General features: G+C 72.2%; 15 protein-coding genes and 2 rRNA genes. 5 read left to right on the top strand and 12 right to left on the bottom strand.

The genetic code is table 11. From position 1 onward, the window contains the following. Positions 1 to 325: 325 nt before the first annotated feature. From L6E12_RS03575 to L6E12_RS03550, 6 genes are all read right to left on the bottom strand, one after another. Positions 326 to 1006: a GPP34 family phosphoprotein gene (locus L6E12_RS03575; protein ID WP_236226426.1), complete on the bottom strand. Its 681-nt coding sequence runs from the start codon at positions 1004 to 1006 to the stop codon at positions 326 to 328. A gap of 306 nt (positions 1007 to 1312) precedes the next feature. Then, complete coding sequence (locus L6E12_RS03570) at positions 1313 to 2371, bottom strand: DUF742 domain-containing protein (RefSeq protein ID WP_236226425.1); 1059 nt, start codon at positions 2369 to 2371, stop codon at positions 1313 to 1315. Positions 2372 to 2536: 165 nt separating this feature from the next. After that, positions 2537 to 2728: a hypothetical protein gene (locus L6E12_RS03565; protein WP_236226424.1), complete on the bottom strand. Its 192-nt coding sequence runs from the start codon at positions 2726 to 2728 to the stop codon at positions 2537 to 2539. 20 nt (positions 2729 to 2748) lie between these two features. Next, complete coding sequence (locus L6E12_RS03560) at positions 2749 to 3135, bottom strand: WhiB family transcriptional regulator (protein WP_236226423.1); 387 nt, start codon at positions 3133 to 3135, stop codon at positions 2749 to 2751. Between the two features lie 108 nt (positions 3136 to 3243). Beyond that, positions 3244 to 3471, bottom strand: coding sequence for a hypothetical protein (locus L6E12_RS03555; protein WP_236226422.1), 228 nt, complete (start codon positions 3469 to 3471; stop codon positions 3244 to 3246). A 158-nt stretch (positions 3472 to 3629) separates the two neighbouring features. After that, a complete protein-coding gene (locus L6E12_RS03550) occupies positions 3630 to 5708 on the bottom strand; it encodes an ATP-dependent DNA helicase UvrD2 (protein WP_236226421.1) in 2079 nt (692 codons plus the stop codon). Positions 5709 to 5769: 61 nt separating this feature from the next. Between L6E12_RS03550 and L6E12_RS03545 the strand changes: the two genes are divergently transcribed. Genes L6E12_RS03545 through L6E12_RS35265 form a run of 3 tightly spaced genes read left to right on the top strand, consistent with a single transcriptional unit; the run spans position 5770 to position 7955 of the window. Further along, positions 5770 to 6501: a DUF4191 domain-containing protein gene (locus L6E12_RS03545; protein WP_236226420.1), complete on the top strand. Its 732-nt coding sequence runs from the start codon at positions 5770 to 5772 to the stop codon at positions 6499 to 6501. A gap of 52 nt (positions 6502 to 6553) precedes the next feature. Further along, positions 6554 to 7150 carry a Uma2 family endonuclease gene (locus tag L6E12_RS03540; protein WP_236226419.1) on the top strand — a complete coding sequence of 199 codons (597 nt, stop codon included), beginning with the start codon at positions 6554 to 6556 and terminating at the stop codon, positions 7148 to 7150. Positions 7151 to 7178: 28 nt separating this feature from the next. Further along, positions 7179 to 7955 carry a GNAT family N-acetyltransferase gene (locus tag L6E12_RS35265; protein WP_236226418.1) on the top strand — a complete coding sequence of 259 codons (777 nt, stop codon included), beginning with the start codon at positions 7179 to 7181 and terminating at the stop codon, positions 7953 to 7955. 51 nt (positions 7956 to 8006) lie between these two features. Here the strand turns inward: L6E12_RS35265 and L6E12_RS03530 are convergent, their stop codons facing one another. Further along, the gene (locus L6E12_RS03530; RefSeq protein WP_236226417.1) at positions 8007 to 8486 is read right to left on the bottom strand and encodes an RDD family protein; all 480 of its coding nucleotides are present in this window, start codon (positions 8484 to 8486) and stop codon (positions 8007 to 8009) included. A 226-nt stretch (positions 8487 to 8712) separates the two neighbouring features. Here L6E12_RS03530 and glnA point away from each other — a divergent pair, with 226 nt between their 5' ends. Both glnA and L6E12_RS03520 read left to right on the top strand, forming a co-directional pair. Next, positions 8713 to 10140: a type I glutamate--ammonia ligase gene (gene glnA, locus L6E12_RS03525; RefSeq protein WP_236226416.1), complete on the top strand. Its 1428-nt coding sequence runs from the start codon at positions 8713 to 8715 to the stop codon at positions 10138 to 10140. Between the two features lie 285 nt (positions 10141 to 10425). Continuing rightward, the gene (locus L6E12_RS03520) at positions 10426 to 11481 is read left to right on the top strand and encodes a DUF1611 domain-containing protein (RefSeq protein ID WP_236226415.1); all 1056 of its coding nucleotides are present in this window, start codon (positions 10426 to 10428) and stop codon (positions 11479 to 11481) included. A 502-nt stretch (positions 11482 to 11983) separates the two neighbouring features. Here L6E12_RS03520 and L6E12_RS03515 read toward each other — a convergent pair. The 5 genes from L6E12_RS03515 to L6E12_RS03495 all read right to left on the bottom strand — a co-directional run. Continuing rightward, a complete protein-coding gene (locus tag L6E12_RS03515) occupies positions 11984 to 12406 on the bottom strand; it encodes a thioesterase family protein (protein ID WP_236226414.1) in 423 nt (140 codons plus the stop codon). Positions 12407 to 12458: 52 nt separating this feature from the next. Continuing rightward, positions 12459 to 15470 (bottom strand): bifunctional [glutamine synthetase] adenylyltransferase/[glutamine synthetase]-adenylyl-L-tyrosine phosphorylase, encoded by a 3012-nt coding sequence (locus L6E12_RS03510; protein WP_236226413.1) that lies wholly within the window; start codon positions 15468 to 15470, stop codon positions 12459 to 12461. 16 nt (positions 15471 to 15486) lie between these two features. Then, positions 15487 to 16227 (bottom strand): gamma-glutamyl-gamma-aminobutyrate hydrolase family protein, encoded by a 741-nt coding sequence (locus L6E12_RS03505; RefSeq protein WP_236226540.1) that lies wholly within the window; start codon positions 16225 to 16227, stop codon positions 15487 to 15489. A gap of 293 nt (positions 16228 to 16520) precedes the next feature. Then, positions 16521 to 16637, bottom strand: a 5S ribosomal RNA gene (gene rrf, locus L6E12_RS03500). Positions 16638 to 16742: 105 nt separating this feature from the next. Further along, positions 16743 to 16847: ribosomal RNA gene (locus tag L6E12_RS03495) — 23S ribosomal RNA — on the bottom strand; the annotation flags it as partial.

Genomic DNA, 16847 nt, shown 5'->3' with positions numbered 1-16847 from the left:
CCAGCCGAGGCTGCCGCGAGCCGAGGTCGCTCTGAGCCGACCGGGCTCCACTCGCACCGCCCGTCCTCACGGCGGGGAACCAGGCTGCCACTTCCGACCTCGTCCGGGACCCATGCCACCTGGACCCTGGGCCGACCGGGTGCCACTGGATGCTCGTGCTCACGTCGGGAGCAGGTCCCCCTCCCACCCCGCCCGGCCGGTCTCGCTCCGGGGCCGTTCAGGTGCGTGCGGGGAGCCGCCCACGCTCGCGACGGAGCCCGGTGCCGCCTCCGACCCGACCCCGCCGCCCGGGGCCCGGTGCTGATCCGGTGCCGCTCCGAGCCGGTCAGGTGCCGGTGGAGCCGCCCGTGCTCGCGATGGTGGGGACGAGGATCGCCGCGAACACGGCGGCGTTGACGGCGTTGACCGCCTTGCGCACGGCTTCGCCCGCCCAGTCGCCTTCGGCGATGGTCTTGGCTCGGGCTTTGGCGGTGCGCTGGTCGTCGACCTCGATGACCTTGGTGAGGATGCCGAGGGCGTGCAGCAGGGTGATGAGGGCGGCGGTGTGGTGGTCGGGTTCGGCGCCCGCCAGCACCTGCTCGACGCGGGCGCGGAGGGCGCGCTCGTGGGAGCCGTCCTCGGTGGGGATGCGCTGGGTGGGGAAGACGCCGAGCACCTTGCGCTCCTCGCGGCGGAGGACACCACGGCCGACCAGGCTGTCGATGACGGCTTCGCGCAGGCCCTTGCCCACCTTGTCCAGGGCGGCGGCGGGGGTGGCGCCCTCCAGGTCGGCGAGGCGGGCCAGGGTGGCCTTGAGCAGCGAGTCGGCGGGTGGGCGGCCTTCGCGCAGGACGACGCGGCCCTCGCGGACCTCTTCGTCGGGGCCCGCGACGTCGACCAGGCCCAGGTCGGCGAGTTCGAGCAGCGCGGCGCCCGCGAGGCCCCGGTCGAGCTGGGCGGCCGCCGGGCTGACCTTGCCGCTCTCGTCGTCGACCAGCAGTAGCAGCAGTTCTTCGGCGATCAGCATGGGGACCACCGTAACCAGGTCACCAGTACTCGGCTGGGAGCTTGCCCTCGATGTCGCGGACGTGCGCCCGGGCGCAGGTGCCGCACAACCACCTGGTCTGCCCCCGCTCGGTTTCGCTGACCCAGGCCAGTGCGGCCGGCGGGGGTTCCTCGGCACGGGAGCGACCACAGAGGCCGCAGGCCGCACCGGTCGCGGCAGGTCCGGTCCCAGCGGGGTCGGCCGCGGCATGTCCGGTCGCGGCGGCACCGGACGCGGGGTCGGTCACGGTGGGGGCGATCGCGGCGGGACCGGTCTCGGCGGGGTCGGTCACAGCTTGCGCAGGCCCTCCAGCACCCGACCCATGAACGCCAGGTCGGGGGCGTCGCCCGTGCGGTGGTGGATGGTGACCGCGTGGGAGTCGGCGAGGTCGCTGATCAGGACCCTGGCCACGCCCAGGGGCAGGCTCATCAGGGCGGACACCTCGGCGACCGAGCGCGGGGTGGTGCACAGATCGGTGACCGCGCGGTGCTCCCAGGAGGTGGCGAGGTCGGGGGCGACGGTGGAGATGAGCGCCTCGATCGCCAGGTCGGAGCGGGTGTGGGTGCGGCCTCGGGTCCAGGCGTAGGGGCGGACCAGGGTGTGCGACTCGGGGCGGCTCACCCAGTCGGCGTCGGACCAGTCGCTCGGGTCGTCGGGCAGCCGGGGGTCGGCCGGGGAGGAGTCGATGGGCTCGGGTCGGGCCGGGGGGCCGTCGTCGAACAGGTCGCCTGCGGAGTCGTGCAGGGTGGGGGTGCGCTCGTCGAACAGGTCGGCGCGGTTGCGCTGCGTCGGGGTGTCGTCGAACAGGTCGCCGGGTTCGGCGGCGCGGTCGCGGGCCCAGGAGTCGGAACCGCGAGGCTCGCCGGGTCGGCCGCGGGCTCGGGTGTCGTCAGCGCGCGGCTCGACGGCGCGGTCGCGGGCTCGGGCGTCGACAGCACGGGGCTCGGCGACGCGATCCGTGGCCCGGGCCTCGGCGGCGCGGTCACGCCCCTGGGCTTCCGAGGCGCGGGGCTCAGCGGCGCGATCCCCGGGCTGGGCGTCGAGAGCACGCGGGTCGCCGGACCGGGCGGTGCGGTCGCGGGGCTCGGCGGCAGGATCGGCTGTCGCCTCTGGCTGCTGCGGCGGGGTGGCGCGCTTGCGCTTGCGGGAGGAGCCGCCGAAGCGGGCGCCGACCCGGCCGATCTCGGACTCGGCGGCCGCCGGGTCGTCGTCGGGGGTGGGGTCGTCGGAGGCGGCCAGCCGCCACTGACCGGGTGGCCCGAACCGGGCTCCCGTGCGACCGACCTCGGTCCGGCGCTTGAGCCTGCGTCTGCCGTTCTCGCCACCGGCGTCTTGCACGTTCTGCACCAACGTGAGCCCCAAGGCCGTCGGGAACAGGGGTCAACACCATAAGCCCACCCCGGCGCGACCGTGGTGACAATGGCGTTTCCATCCTATTTCCCACCCTAACGGACGGATGCCCGCCACCGATCCGGTGGCGGGCATCGCGTCAATTCGGGTGAACAGGCTCACTCAGAGTGCGGCGGAGGCGCGATCGGCGCGCCGGGCCGCCCACTGCGAGAGCCGGTTCCAGCGCCTCGCGGCGCTCAGGTGGCGGACCAGGCGGCGCGCTCGCGCCACCTGCTCCGCCTCGCGCATTCGTGATCTCGCGAGATTTTCTTGGAGAAGCATGTCCGTGGGGCCTTCCGGCTTGAAGGTGTACATGGGGTCGTTGTGCACGGGGTTCACGCTGCGACCCCGTCCTGGTTGCGGCCCGCGCGCTCGGCGGCGTCGCGGGCGACGTCCTCCTTGCGCGGGCGACCGCGGGGCCGCTTGCGGGCGATGACGACGCCGCGCTCGAAGATCTCCCCGCCCCAGACGCCCCACGGCTCGTGCCGGGCCTGCGCCGAGGCCAGGCAGGCGGCGCGGACGGGGCAGTCGCCGCAGAGGGTCTTGGCGCGCTCGAGGTCGGCGGGCGCGTCGGCGAACCACAGGTCGGGGTCGGTGGTGGAGCGGCAGGGCAGGTCGAGACCAGCGGAGGGAGCCGCGTCCAGCAGCTCGCTCACCCCGGAACCGGACTGCGCGAGCAGCTCGTTCAGGTCTCCGCAGGGCAGCGGAGTGGTTGTCGACATGGTCGAAGAACTCCTGACTAGGAAGAAACCGTTGTGGGAAAACAAAAAGGCCGCGGATTCCGGTGTCGGAGTCCGCGGCCTCGGGGCCAGGAGTTGCTTGACCTTGGGTCAAGTCCTCCAGCCCGAGCCTGCGGAGCGCAGACGGGTCGGAACATCGACATCGAGGGTGGTCCAACGGACGGTGTGTGCGGTGTGTGCAGCGGACGCCCCCAGAGCGGCCACACGCTCACGACGGACCTGGATGAGCAGGCCGCCCCCAAACGCGGACAGAACAGACCGACCCGACATCGGGTAGCAGGCCGGGTTCTGCTTCTCATTGATGATCGAGATCTTCACGCGGTCCACCTCCCTGGTGTCTCGTCGTACTGTTGTCATTCGGGTCGCTCTCGCGACCCGCCAGAGCAGGTTATTGGCCCCGCGGGAAGCCGTGCAACTGATTTTCCGGAACTTCGAGTGACGCGCGTCACACTACCTCGGGTTCGCCTGACGTCGGCTCAGTTCGCACCGGTGACCAGCGACAACACCTCGGAGCCGAATCTGTCCAGCTTCGAGGCACCGATGCCGGAGATCGCCACGAGCGCGGCCCGGTCCGCCGGGCGCTGCTCGGCGATGGCCAGCAGCGTGGCGTCGGTGAAGATGACGTAGGCGGGCACGCGCAGCGCCTTCGACCGCTCCATCCGCCACTCGCGCAGCCGGTCGAGCAGGCCCTCGTCGAGGTCGGCGGGGCAGTCCGAGCAGCGGCCCAGCTTGGTCGGCATGACGCCGTGGAGCTGGTCGCCGCACACCCGGCAGAACCTCGGCCGCTCGACCACCCGCTGCTCGCGCTGCCGGGACGCGGGCGGCCGGGACACCGGGTCGTTGTCCGGGATGACCCCGTAGAGGAAGCGGCTGCGCCGCCGGTAGCGCTTGCCGCCCTCGGCGCGCGCCAGCGCCCACGTCAGCGACAGGTGCACCCGCGCGCGCGTGACCCCGACGTAGAGCAGCCTGCGCTCCTCCTCGATCGCGGCGTCGTCGCCGTCGGCGTGCTGGATCGGCATGGTGCCCTCGACCAGGCCGACGAGGAACACCGCGTCCCACTCCAGGCCCTTGGCCGCGTGCAGCGACGCCAGCGTGACGCCCTCCACCGTCGGCGGGTGCTGCGACTGCGCGCGGTGCTCCAGCTCGGCGGCGTAGCGGCGCAGGTCGGCGCCCGGTTCGGTGGCGACCAGTTCCTCGGCCAGCTCGACCAGGGCCAGCAGCGACTCCCACCGCTCCCGCTGCCTGCCGCCCGGCGGCGGTTCCTCGGTCAGGCCGAGCGGCACCAGCAGCGCGCGGACCAGCGCGGGCAGCTCGCCCTGCGGGTCCGACCCGGCGGCGGTGCGGATGGCCGCCATCGCCTGGCGCACCTCCTGCCGGGCGAAGAACCGCTCGCCGCCGCGCACCAGGTACGGGATGTCGAGTTCGGTCAGCGCCTGCTCGTACACCTCGGACTGGGCGTTGACCCGGAACAGGACGGCGATCTCGCTGAGCGCGACCCCGCCGTCGACCAGCTCGCGGATGCGGGCGGCGACCGCGGCGGCCTCGGCGGGCTCGTCGTCGTACTCGGCGAAGCGCGGGTTCGGGCCGGGCGGGCGCTGCCCGATCAGCCGCAGCCGGGAGCCCGCCGGGCGGTCGCGGGCGGCGCCGATCACCCGGTTCGCCAGCGACACCACCTCCGGTGTCGACCGGTAGTCGCGCTCCAGCCGCACCACGGTCGCCTCGGGGAAGCGGCGGGTGAAGTCCAGCAGCGGCCGCGGCGAGGCACCGGCGAAGGAGTAGATGGTCTGGTTCGCGTCGCCGACCACGGTCAGGTCGTCGCGCTCCCCGAGCCAGGCGTCGAGCACGCGCTGCTGCAGCGGGGTGACGTCCTGGTACTCGTCGACGACGAAGCAGCGGTAGCGGTCGCGGAACTCCTCGGCCACCGCCGAGTGCTCCTCCAGCGCGGCGGCGGTGTGCAGCAGCAGGTCGTCGAAGTCGAGCACCCGCGCGTTGTTCTTCAGCGCCTCGTAGCCCGCGTAGACCTTCGCCACCAGTTCCGGCGCGGCGGGCGGGTCGCGGCGGGCGCGGGCGGCGGCGGCCGGGTAGTCCTCCGGGCCGATCAGCGACGCCTTGGCCCACTCGATCTCGCTCGCCAGGTCGCGCAGCGCCTCGCGCTCGGTGCCCGCGCCCGCCCGGTGCGCGGCCTGGCCCACCAGGCGCAGCTTGCCGTCGAGCAGCTCCCACGGGGCGTCGCCGACGACCCTGGGCCAGAAGTAGCGCAGTTGTCGCAGGGCAGCGGCGTGGAAGGTGCGGGCCTGCGCGCCGTGCACGTCCATCGCCTGCAACCGGGTCCGCATCTCCCCCGCCGCGCGCGTGGTAAAGGTGACCGCGAGGACCTGACCTGCGGTGACGTGGCCCGCGCGGACCAGGGCGGCGATCCGGCTGACGATGGTCCTGGTCTTGCCGGTCCCCGCGCCCGCGAGCACGCACACCGGGCCGCGCGGGGCCCGCACCGCGGCGAGCTGCTCCGGGTCGAGACCGGCCAGCAGGTCCGTGGGTCGGTGTTCGCCAGCCATGCGTGCATCCTGACAGAGCGCGCCTCGTGGACGCGCGACCCGGCCCCGTATCCTGGGGGTTATGGCGGAGAAGCAGGACAAGGCGGCCGCGAAGGAAGCCAAGGCGGCGCGCAAGGCGGCGTCCAAGGCCAAGCGCGGGCAGATCTTCCAGGCGTTCAACATGCAGCGCAAGGAAGACAAGGCGCTGATCCCCTGGATGGTCGGCGCCCTGGTCGTCGTCACCGGCGTGGTCTTCCTGATCGGGCTGCTGATCGGCATCGAGTGGTTCCTGCTGCCGGTGGGCATCGCCTTCGGCCTGCTCGCGGCGGTGATCATCTTCGGCCGCCGGGTGCAGCGCAACGTCTACGGCAAGGCCGACGGCCAGCCCGGCGCGGCCGCTTGGGCCCTGGAGAACCTGCGCGGCCGGTGGAAGGTCACCCCCACGGTCGCGGGCACCACCCAGCTCGACGCCGTGCACCGGGTGCTGGGCCGACCGGGCGTGGTGCTGGTCGCCGAGGGCGCACCGCACCGGGTCAAGACCCTCCTCGCCCAGGAGAAGAAGCGCGTCGCCCGCATCATCGGCGAGAGCACCCCGATCTACGACGTGGTCGTGGGCAACGAGGAGAACCAGGTCCCGCTGGCCAAGCTGCAGCGGCACCTGATGAAGCTGCCCAACAACCTCCGCCCCGCCCAGATGGACACCGTCGAGAAGCGCCTCGCGGCCCTGGCCACCAAGGGCGCGGCGCTGCCCAAGGGCCCGATGCCCGCAGGCGCCAAGATGCGCAGCGTGCAGCGCACCATGCGCAGGCGTTAGGCCATTTGTCGTAGCCCTCTGTCAGGATGGTCGACACCGCGAGGAGGAAGCCATGACCGCGATGCCGCAGCATCAACACGAGTCGAGCGCGCCCACGCACCTGTTGACCATCGAGGAGTACGCCGCCCTCGGCGAGACCGAGAGCGGCTACACCGAACTGCAAGAGGGCCGTTTGTTGATGTCACCCAGTCCCAATTACTCGCACATGCGGGCGATCTTCCGCATCGCGTCCCAACTCGACCAGCAGGCACCCGACGACTTGGTGGTCGTCGGTGAGCTGGACATCGATATGGGCTTCGCCCCCCACGACCAGCCCGGCGACAGCCGCAGGCCGGACATCATCGTCTGCACCCGAACGGCCACCGAGCGGGTGAAGAAGACAGGTGGCCTGATCCGAGCATCCGAGGTGGTGGTCGTCATCGAGGTGATCTCCCCCGGATCGCGGCGCACCGATCGGAAGATCAAGCGGATCGAGTACGCGGAGGCGGGCATCCCGTGCTACTGGATGCTCGACCTCGACGACCCGGTCTCGCTGCTGGCCTGCCGCCGCACCGAGGAGTTCGGCTACGTCGACGACCAGGAGGCCACGGGCGTGTTCCGCACCGACGTGCCGTTCCCGGTCACGATCGACCTCAATTCGCTCGGCTGATCGTTTCCACTGGCGATACGGTCGGTGGGTGACCGACGCCGTCAAGCTCGCCGTGCGGATCGCCGCGGCCCAGTTGTCCGGGTTGAGCCGGACCCGGACGCTCGTGCCCGCCGGGCCGTTCACCGGGCTGCTGGCGCCCAGCGGCCCCGACTACCTCAACTACACCGTCGCCGCCCGCCCCGGGGAGCCGGTGCTGGACCCGGCCGAGGTGGACGCCGGGCTGGACGCGCTGCGGGCGGCCTTCCCCGAGGGCACGCTGCGGTTCGAGCTGATCGACGAGGCCACCCCGGGGGTGGTCGACGCCCTGGAGGGCGCCGGGCTGGGCGTCACGCTGCGGGTGCCGGTGCTGACCATCGAACCCCCGGACCTGGTCCGACCGGAACCCGCGCCGGGGGTGACCGTGGAACTGGTCACGACCGAGCGCGACCACGTGCTCGGGTCCGCGCTGGCGCACCGGGCGTTCGGCATGGGCGGGGCCGACCTGCCCACGGGTCCGCCCCCGGAGCCCCAGGACGGGGGCATGGTGCTGGCCCGGATGGACGGGGAACCGGTGGCGGTCGCCTCGTGGACCCCGGTGGCCGACGGCGTCACCGAGGTCGTGGGGGTCGCCACGGTCGAGGAGTACCGGCGGCAGGGGTTCGGCGGCCTGGTCACCGCCCACGCGGTGGACCGGGTGGTGGCCCTCGCGGGGGCCACGCTGGCCTGGCTGACCCCGGGCAGCGCCGACGCCGACCGCGTCTATCGGAAGGTGGGCTTCCAGCCGGTCGCCACGGCCGTGCACCTCGCCGAGGAACCCGCGCTGTAGACCGGGCCACCACCCGCGCACCCCGCCCGCATTCAGGACAGGGAGCACCGCCTAGCGGGTGCGCAGTACCGAGGTTCCCACCAGCTTGTCCTGCAACCCGCGCCCGTCCTTGTCGGTGATCGCGCCCGGCAGGACCAGCCCCACCAGCACCGTGCGCGGGATCGCCCGCAGCGGCCCGACCAGCGCCGTCCCGTCGAGGCGGACCACGCGCAGGCCGAGCAGCGCCTTGCCGGGGGTGAACCCGGCCAGGGCCACCCCGGCGACCGTGATCAGGAACCACACCGCCCCCGACCACAGGTTGTGGGTGCGCATGACCGCCGGGTCGCCCACGTCGAACGGGACGAACACCGAGGTGGCCAGGGAGGCGAGGACCAGGTCGATCAGCAGGGCGGCGAAGCGGATGCCGTTGGCCGCCGCCGAGCCGGGGCCGCTCTCCGGCAGGCCCAGCCGCTCACCCGGCCAGCGCTGGGGGTCCTCGTCGGGGGTTCCGGTGTCCGAGCCGGGCAGCCAACTTCCGGTCCATCTGCTCACCCCTCCAGCGTAGGACGCGCTGCCGGACGTGGCCGAGCCTGGCATGATCCCGGGCATCCACGGGCGCCGAACGGTGCCGTTAACCCGCGCGAAACACGAGGGTGATGGTCGGGCAACACCGCCCTCCTAGTTTCATCACGCAGAGCGGACAGCCGTGATCAATTGCCGTCCGTTGAGCGCGGTGGGCCGGTCACGGCCGGCGAGTAGACGTAAGGAGCCAACAAGCGTGTTCAAGTCTTCCGACGAGGTCTTGCGCTTCATTGCCGACGAGGGCGTGAAGTTCGTCGATGTCCGGTTCTGCGACCTGCCGGGCGTCATGCAGCACTTCACCCTGCCCGCCGAGGCGTTCGACGAGGACGCCTTCACCGAGGGCCTCGCGTTCGACGGCTCCTCCGTGCGCGGCTTCCAGTCGATCCACGAGTCGGACATGCTGCTGCTGCCCGACCCCTACACCGCGCGTCTCGACCCGTTCCGGATCGAGAAGACGCTGATCCTGAACTGGTTCGTGCACGACCCGTTCACCCGCGAGGCCTACTCCCGCGACCCGCGCAACATCGCCCGCAAGGCCGAGCAGTACATCGCCGAGTCCGGCATCGCCGACACCGCGTACTTCGGCCCCGAGGCGGAGTTCTACATCTTCGACTCGGTGCGCTTCGACTACTCCGAGAACGGCTCGTTCCACGAGGTCGACTCCGTCGAGGGCTGGTGGAACACCGGTGCCGCCGACGAGAACGGCCGCAACAAGGGCTACAAGACCCGCTTCAAGGGCGGCTACTTCCCGGTCCCGCCGGTCGACCACTTCGCCGACCTGCGCGACCAGATGGTGCTGAACATGCAGGGCCTCGGCTTCACCGTCGAGCGCGCGCACCACGAGGTCGGCACCGGTGGCCAGACCGAGATCAACTACCGGTTCAACACCCTGCTGCACGCCGCGGACGACCTGCAGCTGTTCAAGTACGCGATCAAGAACACCGCCTGGGCGGCCGACAAGACGGTCACCTTCATGCCCAAGCCGCTCTTCGGCGACAACGGCTCCGGCATGCACGTGCACTCCTCGCTGTGGAAGGACGGCACGCCGCTGTTCCACGACGAGTCGGGCTACGCCGGGCTGTCGGACACCGCGCGCCACTACATCGGCGGCCTGCTCAAGCACGCCCCGTCGCTGCTGGCGTTCACCAACCCGACGGTGAACTCCTACCACCGCCTGGTGCCCGGCTACGAGGCCCCGGTGTCGCTGGTCTACTCCCAGCGCAACCGCTCCGCCTGCGTGCGCATCCCGATCACGGGCAACAACGCCAAGGCCAAGCGCGTCGAGTTCCGCTGCCCCGACTCCTCGGGCAACCCGTACCTGGCCTTCGCCGCGATCGTGATGGCGGGCCTGGACGGCGTGAAGAACAAGATCGAGCCGCCGACGCCGATCGACAAGGACCTCTACGAGCTGCCGCCCGAGGAGGCCAAGGAGGTCGCGCAGGTCCCCGCCTCGCTCAACGAGGTGCTCGACCGCCTCGAGGAGGACCACGACTACCTGCTCGAGGGTGGCGTGTTCACCCCCGACGTGATCGAGACGTGGATCAACATCAAGCGCGAGCACGAGATCGACCCGCTGCGCCTGCGCCCGCACCCGTACGAGTTCGGCCTGTACTACGACGTGTGATCGGCGGAAGCTGACCTCTCGTCACCGACCGGCGCCTGCCTGGGGACCACCCCCGGCAGGCGCCGGTTTTTGTGCTGTCGACACGTTTTCCACCCGATCTTGGTCCATTCCGCCGAGCGGCGGTGCCCCCGGCCGGTCCGCTGGCGTTCACCCTCCGTGTCACCGGCGTTGCCCAGGTATTACGCGGGACGATCATTCCCCCCCGGGGTGATCCAGCCCATACGCTCCCCGCAGCCGCGCGGCTCTCGCGCGGTGACCACTCCGGCACCACCCGAGGGAACACCCATGTCCGCTGCCCTGGACCCGGTACGAGTCGACCGCCTCAAGAAGGCCTACGCCGTGCGCCTGCTGGACGCCGACGCGCTCACGCCGCTGCGCCCCGCCGAGCACCGCCCCACCCACGGCGACGTGGTGCTCGCCGAGGTCACCTCGGTCGGCTACCACGAGGTGCTGGAACTGGCCGACGGCCGCAAGGCCCGCCTGTTCGTCGGCGACCGGGTGCTGGTGGCCTACGCCGCCCGCTACGCCCCGGACCACTTCGAGGCGGAACTGCCCGACGACCTCGGCCCCTGCGACCTGGTCGCGGCGGGCGGCGTCCTGGGCAAGGTGCGCAGCGGCAACGCCGCCGTGTCCGCCCCGCCGACGACTGTCCGCCCGCTCAGCCTGCTCGCGGGCCCCTCCGGCCGCCCGCTCAACGTGGCCGACTTCGCCCTGCCCGCCCCGCCCCCGACCGGCCGCCGGGTGCCCACCTTCGTCGTCGTCGGCACCTCGATGAACTCCGGCAAGACCACCACGGTGGCCTCCCTGGTGCACGGCCTGACCCGCGCGGGCCTGCGCGTCGGCGCGGCGAAGGTCACCGGCACCGCGGCGGGCGGCGACCCGTGGCTGTTCCGCGACGCCGGGGCCGCCCTCGCGCTGGACTTCACCGACATGGGCATGGCCACCACGTTCCGGGTGCCGCTGGAGCGCATCGTCGCGGGCACCGAGGCCCTGCACGGCCACCTGACCGCCGCGGGCGTCGACGCCGCGGTCCTGGAGATCGCCGACGGCGTGCTCCAGCCCGAGACCGCCCAACTCCTCGACCACCCGGTCACCCGCGCCCTGGCCGACGGCGTCCTGTACGCGGCGGCGGACTCCACGGGCGCGATCTTCGGCGTGCACCGCCTGCAGGGCGACGGCCACCAGGTCCTCGCCGTCAGCGGCCTGCTCACCCAGTCACCGCTGGGCGTGCGCGAGACCCAGGCGCACGTGGACGTCCCCGTCTACGGCCCCTCGGACCTGCGCTCCCCCACCATCGCCGGTGAACTGCTGCGCCGGGTCACGACACCGATCCCGGTCTGAGGCAGGCCACCTCGGACCCACGGCTGCGGGCGCCGGTGCCGATCCGGCTCTCGGCCCCGGCTCTCGGCTCCAGCAACCGACACCGACCCGGCTGCGGGTGCCAGCACCGACCGTGGAACCCCCGGAGACCATGGAACCCCCGGACCTGGTTCGGCTGGAACCCGCGCCGGGGGTGACCGTGGAGTCGGGCACTTCGACACCGGCGACCCGGTGCGGAAGTCCAGCGCGAGGGCGGCCCCGGTGTCGTAGGGCAACCAGTCGTGGAACAACCACGGGTCGTTTCACGACCGGTCGGCACCACGGACCACGACGACGGACCACGACGACAGGGACCACAGCCGGCCGGCACGTCTTCCTGAGGTGGGCGCCGCCCGCCCCCGCGCGTCTTCCTTCTGCTCAAGCTTAGCCGCGGGGTCGGACAAAACCGGGCTCGGAGCGGGAGGCCTGTGGACAACTCGAATCAGGCATCCACAGAGGAAAGACCGGCCTTGACGCAGGTCTTCTAGCCGTTCAGCACGGACAGGTCGAACCCATGGGCCTCCATCACGGCCCGCGGGTCGGCCACCAGCTTGCGCGCGGTCAGGTCCATCACCCCGATGACGCACGACACCTCTGCCGAGACCGTGCCGTCGAGCTTGGTCATCACCGAGTCCACGGTGAACGTCTTGCCGGAACCGAACTTGATCGCGCAGGTGATGTCCACCGCGTCCCCGGCCCGCAGTTCGCGGCGGTAGGCGATGGTGGACCCCAGCAGCACCGGCGCGGTCCCGGATGCGATCAGCGTGTCCCAGGAGCACCCGGCCGCGGTGAAGCCCTCGATGCGGGCGATCTCGGCGTACTGGTGGTACACCGCCTGGTTGACGTGCCCCAGCGCGTCCAGTTCGTAGCTGCGGACGGCGACCCGGCAGCTCCACGGCTCACTCATGCCCCGAGCCTATGCCGCGGCCCCGACAGAACCGGTCCGCTGGTGTCAGTCGTCATAGATCGTCGTAGAAGACGTGTTCGACCACCGTGTGCGCGCGGCGCGTGGTGCGGCGGTAGAAGTCGAGGAACTGGCCGGGGTCGGCCATGCCGCCCGGGGTGTCCGGGCCCAGGGCGGTGACGACCCCGGCCAGTTCCCGGCCCTGCGTGGGGAGCTGGTCGGACGGCTTGCCGCGGACCAGGGTGATCGCGTTGCGCACCCGGGTGGCCAGCAGCCAGGACTGGGTCAGCTCGGCGGACTCCTGGGCGGTGATCAGCCCGGCGTCGACCGCCGCCATCAGGCCGTCCATGGTGGAGGTGGTGCGCAGCGCCGGGTGTTCGTGCCCGTGCCGCAGTTGCAGTAGCTGCAACGTCCACTCCACGTCGGCCAGGCCGCCGCGGCCGAGCTTGGTGTGGGTCGTCGGGTCCGCTCCGCGCGGCAGCCGTTCGGTGTCCACCCGGGCCTTGATCCGCCGGATCTCGCGCACGTCCTTGTCCGCCAGCCCGCCTTCCGGGTAGCGGATGGGGTCGATCATCTCGACGAACCGCCTGCCCAGGTCGTCGTCGCCTGCGACTGGTCGGGCCCGCAGCAGCGCCTGGGATTCCCACACCTCGCTCCACTGCCGGTAGTAGGCGCGGTAGGACTCCAGCGTCCGCACGATCGGCCCCTGCCTGCCTTCCGGTCGCAGGTCGACGTCCACCTGCAGCGGCGGGTCCTGGCTGGGTGAGCCGAGCAGCCGCCGCACCGCCGTGGCGACCCGACCGGCGTACTTGAGCGCGTCGGAGTCCGACACCCCGTCGGCGGCCTCGCACACGAACATCACGTCCGCGTCGGAGCCGTACCCCAGTTCGGACCCGCCGAGGCGGCCCATGCCGATGACCGCGATCCGGGCCAGGTGCCCGCCCGCCGACGCCGCCTCCGACCGGTCGACCGCGGCCAGCGAGGCCTCCAGCACCGCGCACCACACGCTCGACAGCGCCGAGCACACCGCCAGCACGTCCATGAACCCGAGCAGGTCCGCGCACGCCACCCGCAGCAGTTCGTGCCTGCGCAGCGACCGGGCCGCGGTGACCGCGTTGCCCAGGTACCCGTGCCTGCGCACGGCGTTGCGCAGCGACGCGGCCACCTCGGCCGGGTCGCGCAGGGTCAGCTCCTTCGGGTCGGCGAGCAGGCGCAGCACCTCCGGGGCGCGCACCACCAGGTCCGGGACCAGCTTCGAGGTGCCCAGCAGCACCGCCAGCCGCTCGACCACCGCGCCCTCGTCGCGCAGCACCCGCAGGTACCAGGGCGTGGCCGCCAGCGCCTCGGACACCTTGCGGTAGGCCAGCAGGCCGCCGTCGGGGTCGGGGGTGGCGCCGAGCAGGTCCAGCAGTACCGGCAGCAGCGCGGTCTGGATCGCCGCCCGCCTGCTCACCCCCGAGGTCAGGGCCTGGATGTGCTGCAGCGCGCCCTGCGGGGAGGAGTAGCCCAGTGCCGCCAGCCGGGCCTCGGCCGCCTTCGCGGTCAGCCGGAGCTGGTCGGTCGGCACGCGGGACACGGCTTCGAGCAGCGGCCGGTAGAACAGCTTCTCGTGCAGGCGCCGGATCCGGTTGGCGCGCCTGCGGAACTCGGCCAGCAGGACCTGCGCCTCGGAGCGGCCGCCGTCCGGGCCGATGCCGGTGGCGCGGGCCAGCCAGCGCAGGTCGTCGGTGGCGTCGTCGGCGGGGAACAGGTGGGTTCGGCGCAGCCGCTGGAGCTGGAGCCGGTGTTCGAGGGTGCGCAGGAACCGGTAGGACTCGGCCAGTTCCAGCGCGTCGGTGCGGCCGACGTACCCGCCTGCGGCGAGGGCGGCCAGCGCGTCCACGGTGGCGGCCCGGCGGAGGGTTTCGTCGGTGCGGCCGTGCACCAGTTGCAGCAGTTGCACGGCGAATTCGATGTCGCGCAGGCCGCCGCGGCCCAGTTTCAGCTCGCGTTCCAGCAGTTCCGAGGGCACGTGGTCCTCGACGCGGCGGCGCATGGCCTGCACGTCGACGACGAAGTTGTCCCGGTCGGCCGCCGTCCACACCAGCGGTGCCACCGCGTCGGTGTACCCGCGGCCCAGCTCGGCGTCGCCCGCGATGTCCCTGGCCTTGAGCAGCGCCTGGAACTCCCAGGTGCGCGCCCACCGCTTGTAGTAGGCCAGGTGCCCGTCGAGGGTGCGGACCAAGGCGCCGTTGCGGCCTTCGGGGCGCAGGTTCGCGTCGACGTCGAAGCACGCCTCGGTCGCCACCCGCATCATGGCGCTGGCGACCCGGGTGGCCAGGCCCAGGTCGCCCTCCCCGGCGAAGATCACGTCGACGTCGCTGACGTAGTTGAGTTCGTGCCCGCCGCACTTGCCCATGGCGATCACGGTCAGCCGGGCCCGTTCTTGGGCGGTGGCACCGCCGTTCTCCGCCCACGCCACCGCGAGCGCGGCCCGCAGCGCCGCCTCGGCCAGGTCGCTGAGCCTGCTCGCGACCTCCTCGTAGGCGAACTCGGGCAGCTCGGGCTCCACCAGGTGACCGAGGTCGTCGGCGGCCAGCTCCAGCAGCAGGCCGCGGTAGGCGAACTTGAGCGCCTTCACCGCCTCCGGTCCGCGCTTGGCCGCGACCGGCCCCTGGGGGCTGTCCCCGACGGCGCCGACCTCGGCGAGGAGGGCGGCGTTGTACTGGTCGGCGGGGGTTCCGGCGCCGTCGAGCCGACGCCACTCGGCGGGGCGGGCGGCCAGGAGGTCGGCGAGGGTGCTCGACCCGCCGAGGACCGCGGCCAGCCTGCCGCGCAGCCGCCGGTTGGTGCTCAGTTCGGTGCGGAGTTCGGGCCAGGTGCCGGGGTCGGCCTCGCGGACGCGGGCCAGGCCGCGCAGCGCCAGGTCGGGGTCGGGGCTGCGGGAGAGGGCGGTGAGGACCAGTTCGTGCTCGGGCACCGGGCCGTGGTCGTCCCACAGGCCCGCGGCGCGCAGTTCGGCCTCGGCGCGGGGTTCGGTCAGCCCGAAGCGGGCCGCGGAGGAGATCGGACGGGAGCGGTCGGGCATGTGCTCGTCCCCCGGTCTACAGCAGGTTCTTCGCGACCGGGGACAGCTCGCCCCTGGCCAGCTTGACGAACCGCTCGACGAACGGCCGCCAGGTCTCCTCGACGTCGGCGTGCAGCTCGGTGATCCCCTCGGGGGTGCGGTCGACCGCCCGCGCGAACTCGGCACCGGCGGGGTCCGACCGCAGCCAGGTCTCGAACAGCTCCGGCGTGGTCTCGATGTGGAACTGGATGCCGTACCCGACCGGCCCGACCCGGAACGCCTGGTTCGGGTAGCGGGTGGCGGAGGCGAGCAGTTCGGCACCCGCGGGCAGCCGGGTGATCACGTCGTGGTGGAACTGGACCACGTCCGGCATCAGCGGCAGGTCGGCGAACAGCGGGTCGGCCCACCCCAGGTCCCGCTTGGCCACCAGTTCCCGGCCGACCTCCGGCCCCTCGTGCCCCGGTTCCACCTCACCGCCGAGCGCGGTTGCGAGCACCTGCGCGCCGAGGCAGACCGCCAGCAGCGGAACCCGCCGGGTGACGCAGGTGCCGAAGAACGCCCGGAGGGTCCGCAGCCACGGGTGCCCGTCGAGGTCGTTGGCGTTCATCGGCCCACCGAGGCAGACCACGGCGGCGAAGTCCCGCGGTTCGGGGAGTTCGCCGGTCCGGTCCAACCGCACCAGCTCGACCTCGGCACCGGAGTCGACCAGCCACTCGGCCAGCCGCCCGGGCGGATCCAGGTCGGCGAGCTGGATGACGAGGATGCGCGTGGTGGTCACCCCGCACAGCGTATTCGGCTGCGCGGGTCCCGTCTCGGCCGAGTCGTGCACCGGGACGAACTCGAGCGCGGTGTGGACCGAGTTCGCCGCTCGGTTGTCCACGTCGGTGAACAGCAGGACGTCCACCCCGGCCGTGCGCCCGCCGCGCGGCAGCAGCGGTTGCACCGGAGGCGTAGCCGCGTCCGAGCAGGTGTGGCGGTGTGCGGGCAGGCCTGATTCGTGAAATTTCCTGGAACGCAAAAAAGCCCCAGGCCCGAGGAACTGTGTTCCTCGGGCCTGGGGTCTCAATTTTAGTCCGGCGGCGTCCTACTCTCCCACACCCTCACGAGTGCAGTACCATCGGCGCTGGCAGGCTTAGCTTCCGGGTTCGGGATGGGACCGGGCGTTTCCCTGCCGCTATGACCGCCGTAACACTATGAAACTATCCAACCCCGCACCCCACTCCGCAGGCGTGATGCCGGTGGTGTGGGGGTGGTTGGTGTCTCAGACACCGCACAGTGGATGCGTAGCATTTTTGTAACAAGCCCTCGGCCTATTAGTACCAGTCAACTCCACCCGTTACCGGGCTTCCATCTCTGGCCTATCAACCCAGTGGTCTAGCTGGGGGCCTTAACCACTCA

This window comes from Actinokineospora sp. PR83 (assembly GCF_021056305.1).
GTDB classification, from domain to species: domain Bacteria; phylum Actinomycetota; class Actinomycetes; order Mycobacteriales; family Pseudonocardiaceae; genus Actinokineospora; species Actinokineospora spheciospongiae.
The sequence above is the reverse complement of the archived record's forward strand: the minus strand, read 5'-3'. Positions and strand labels throughout refer to the sequence as shown.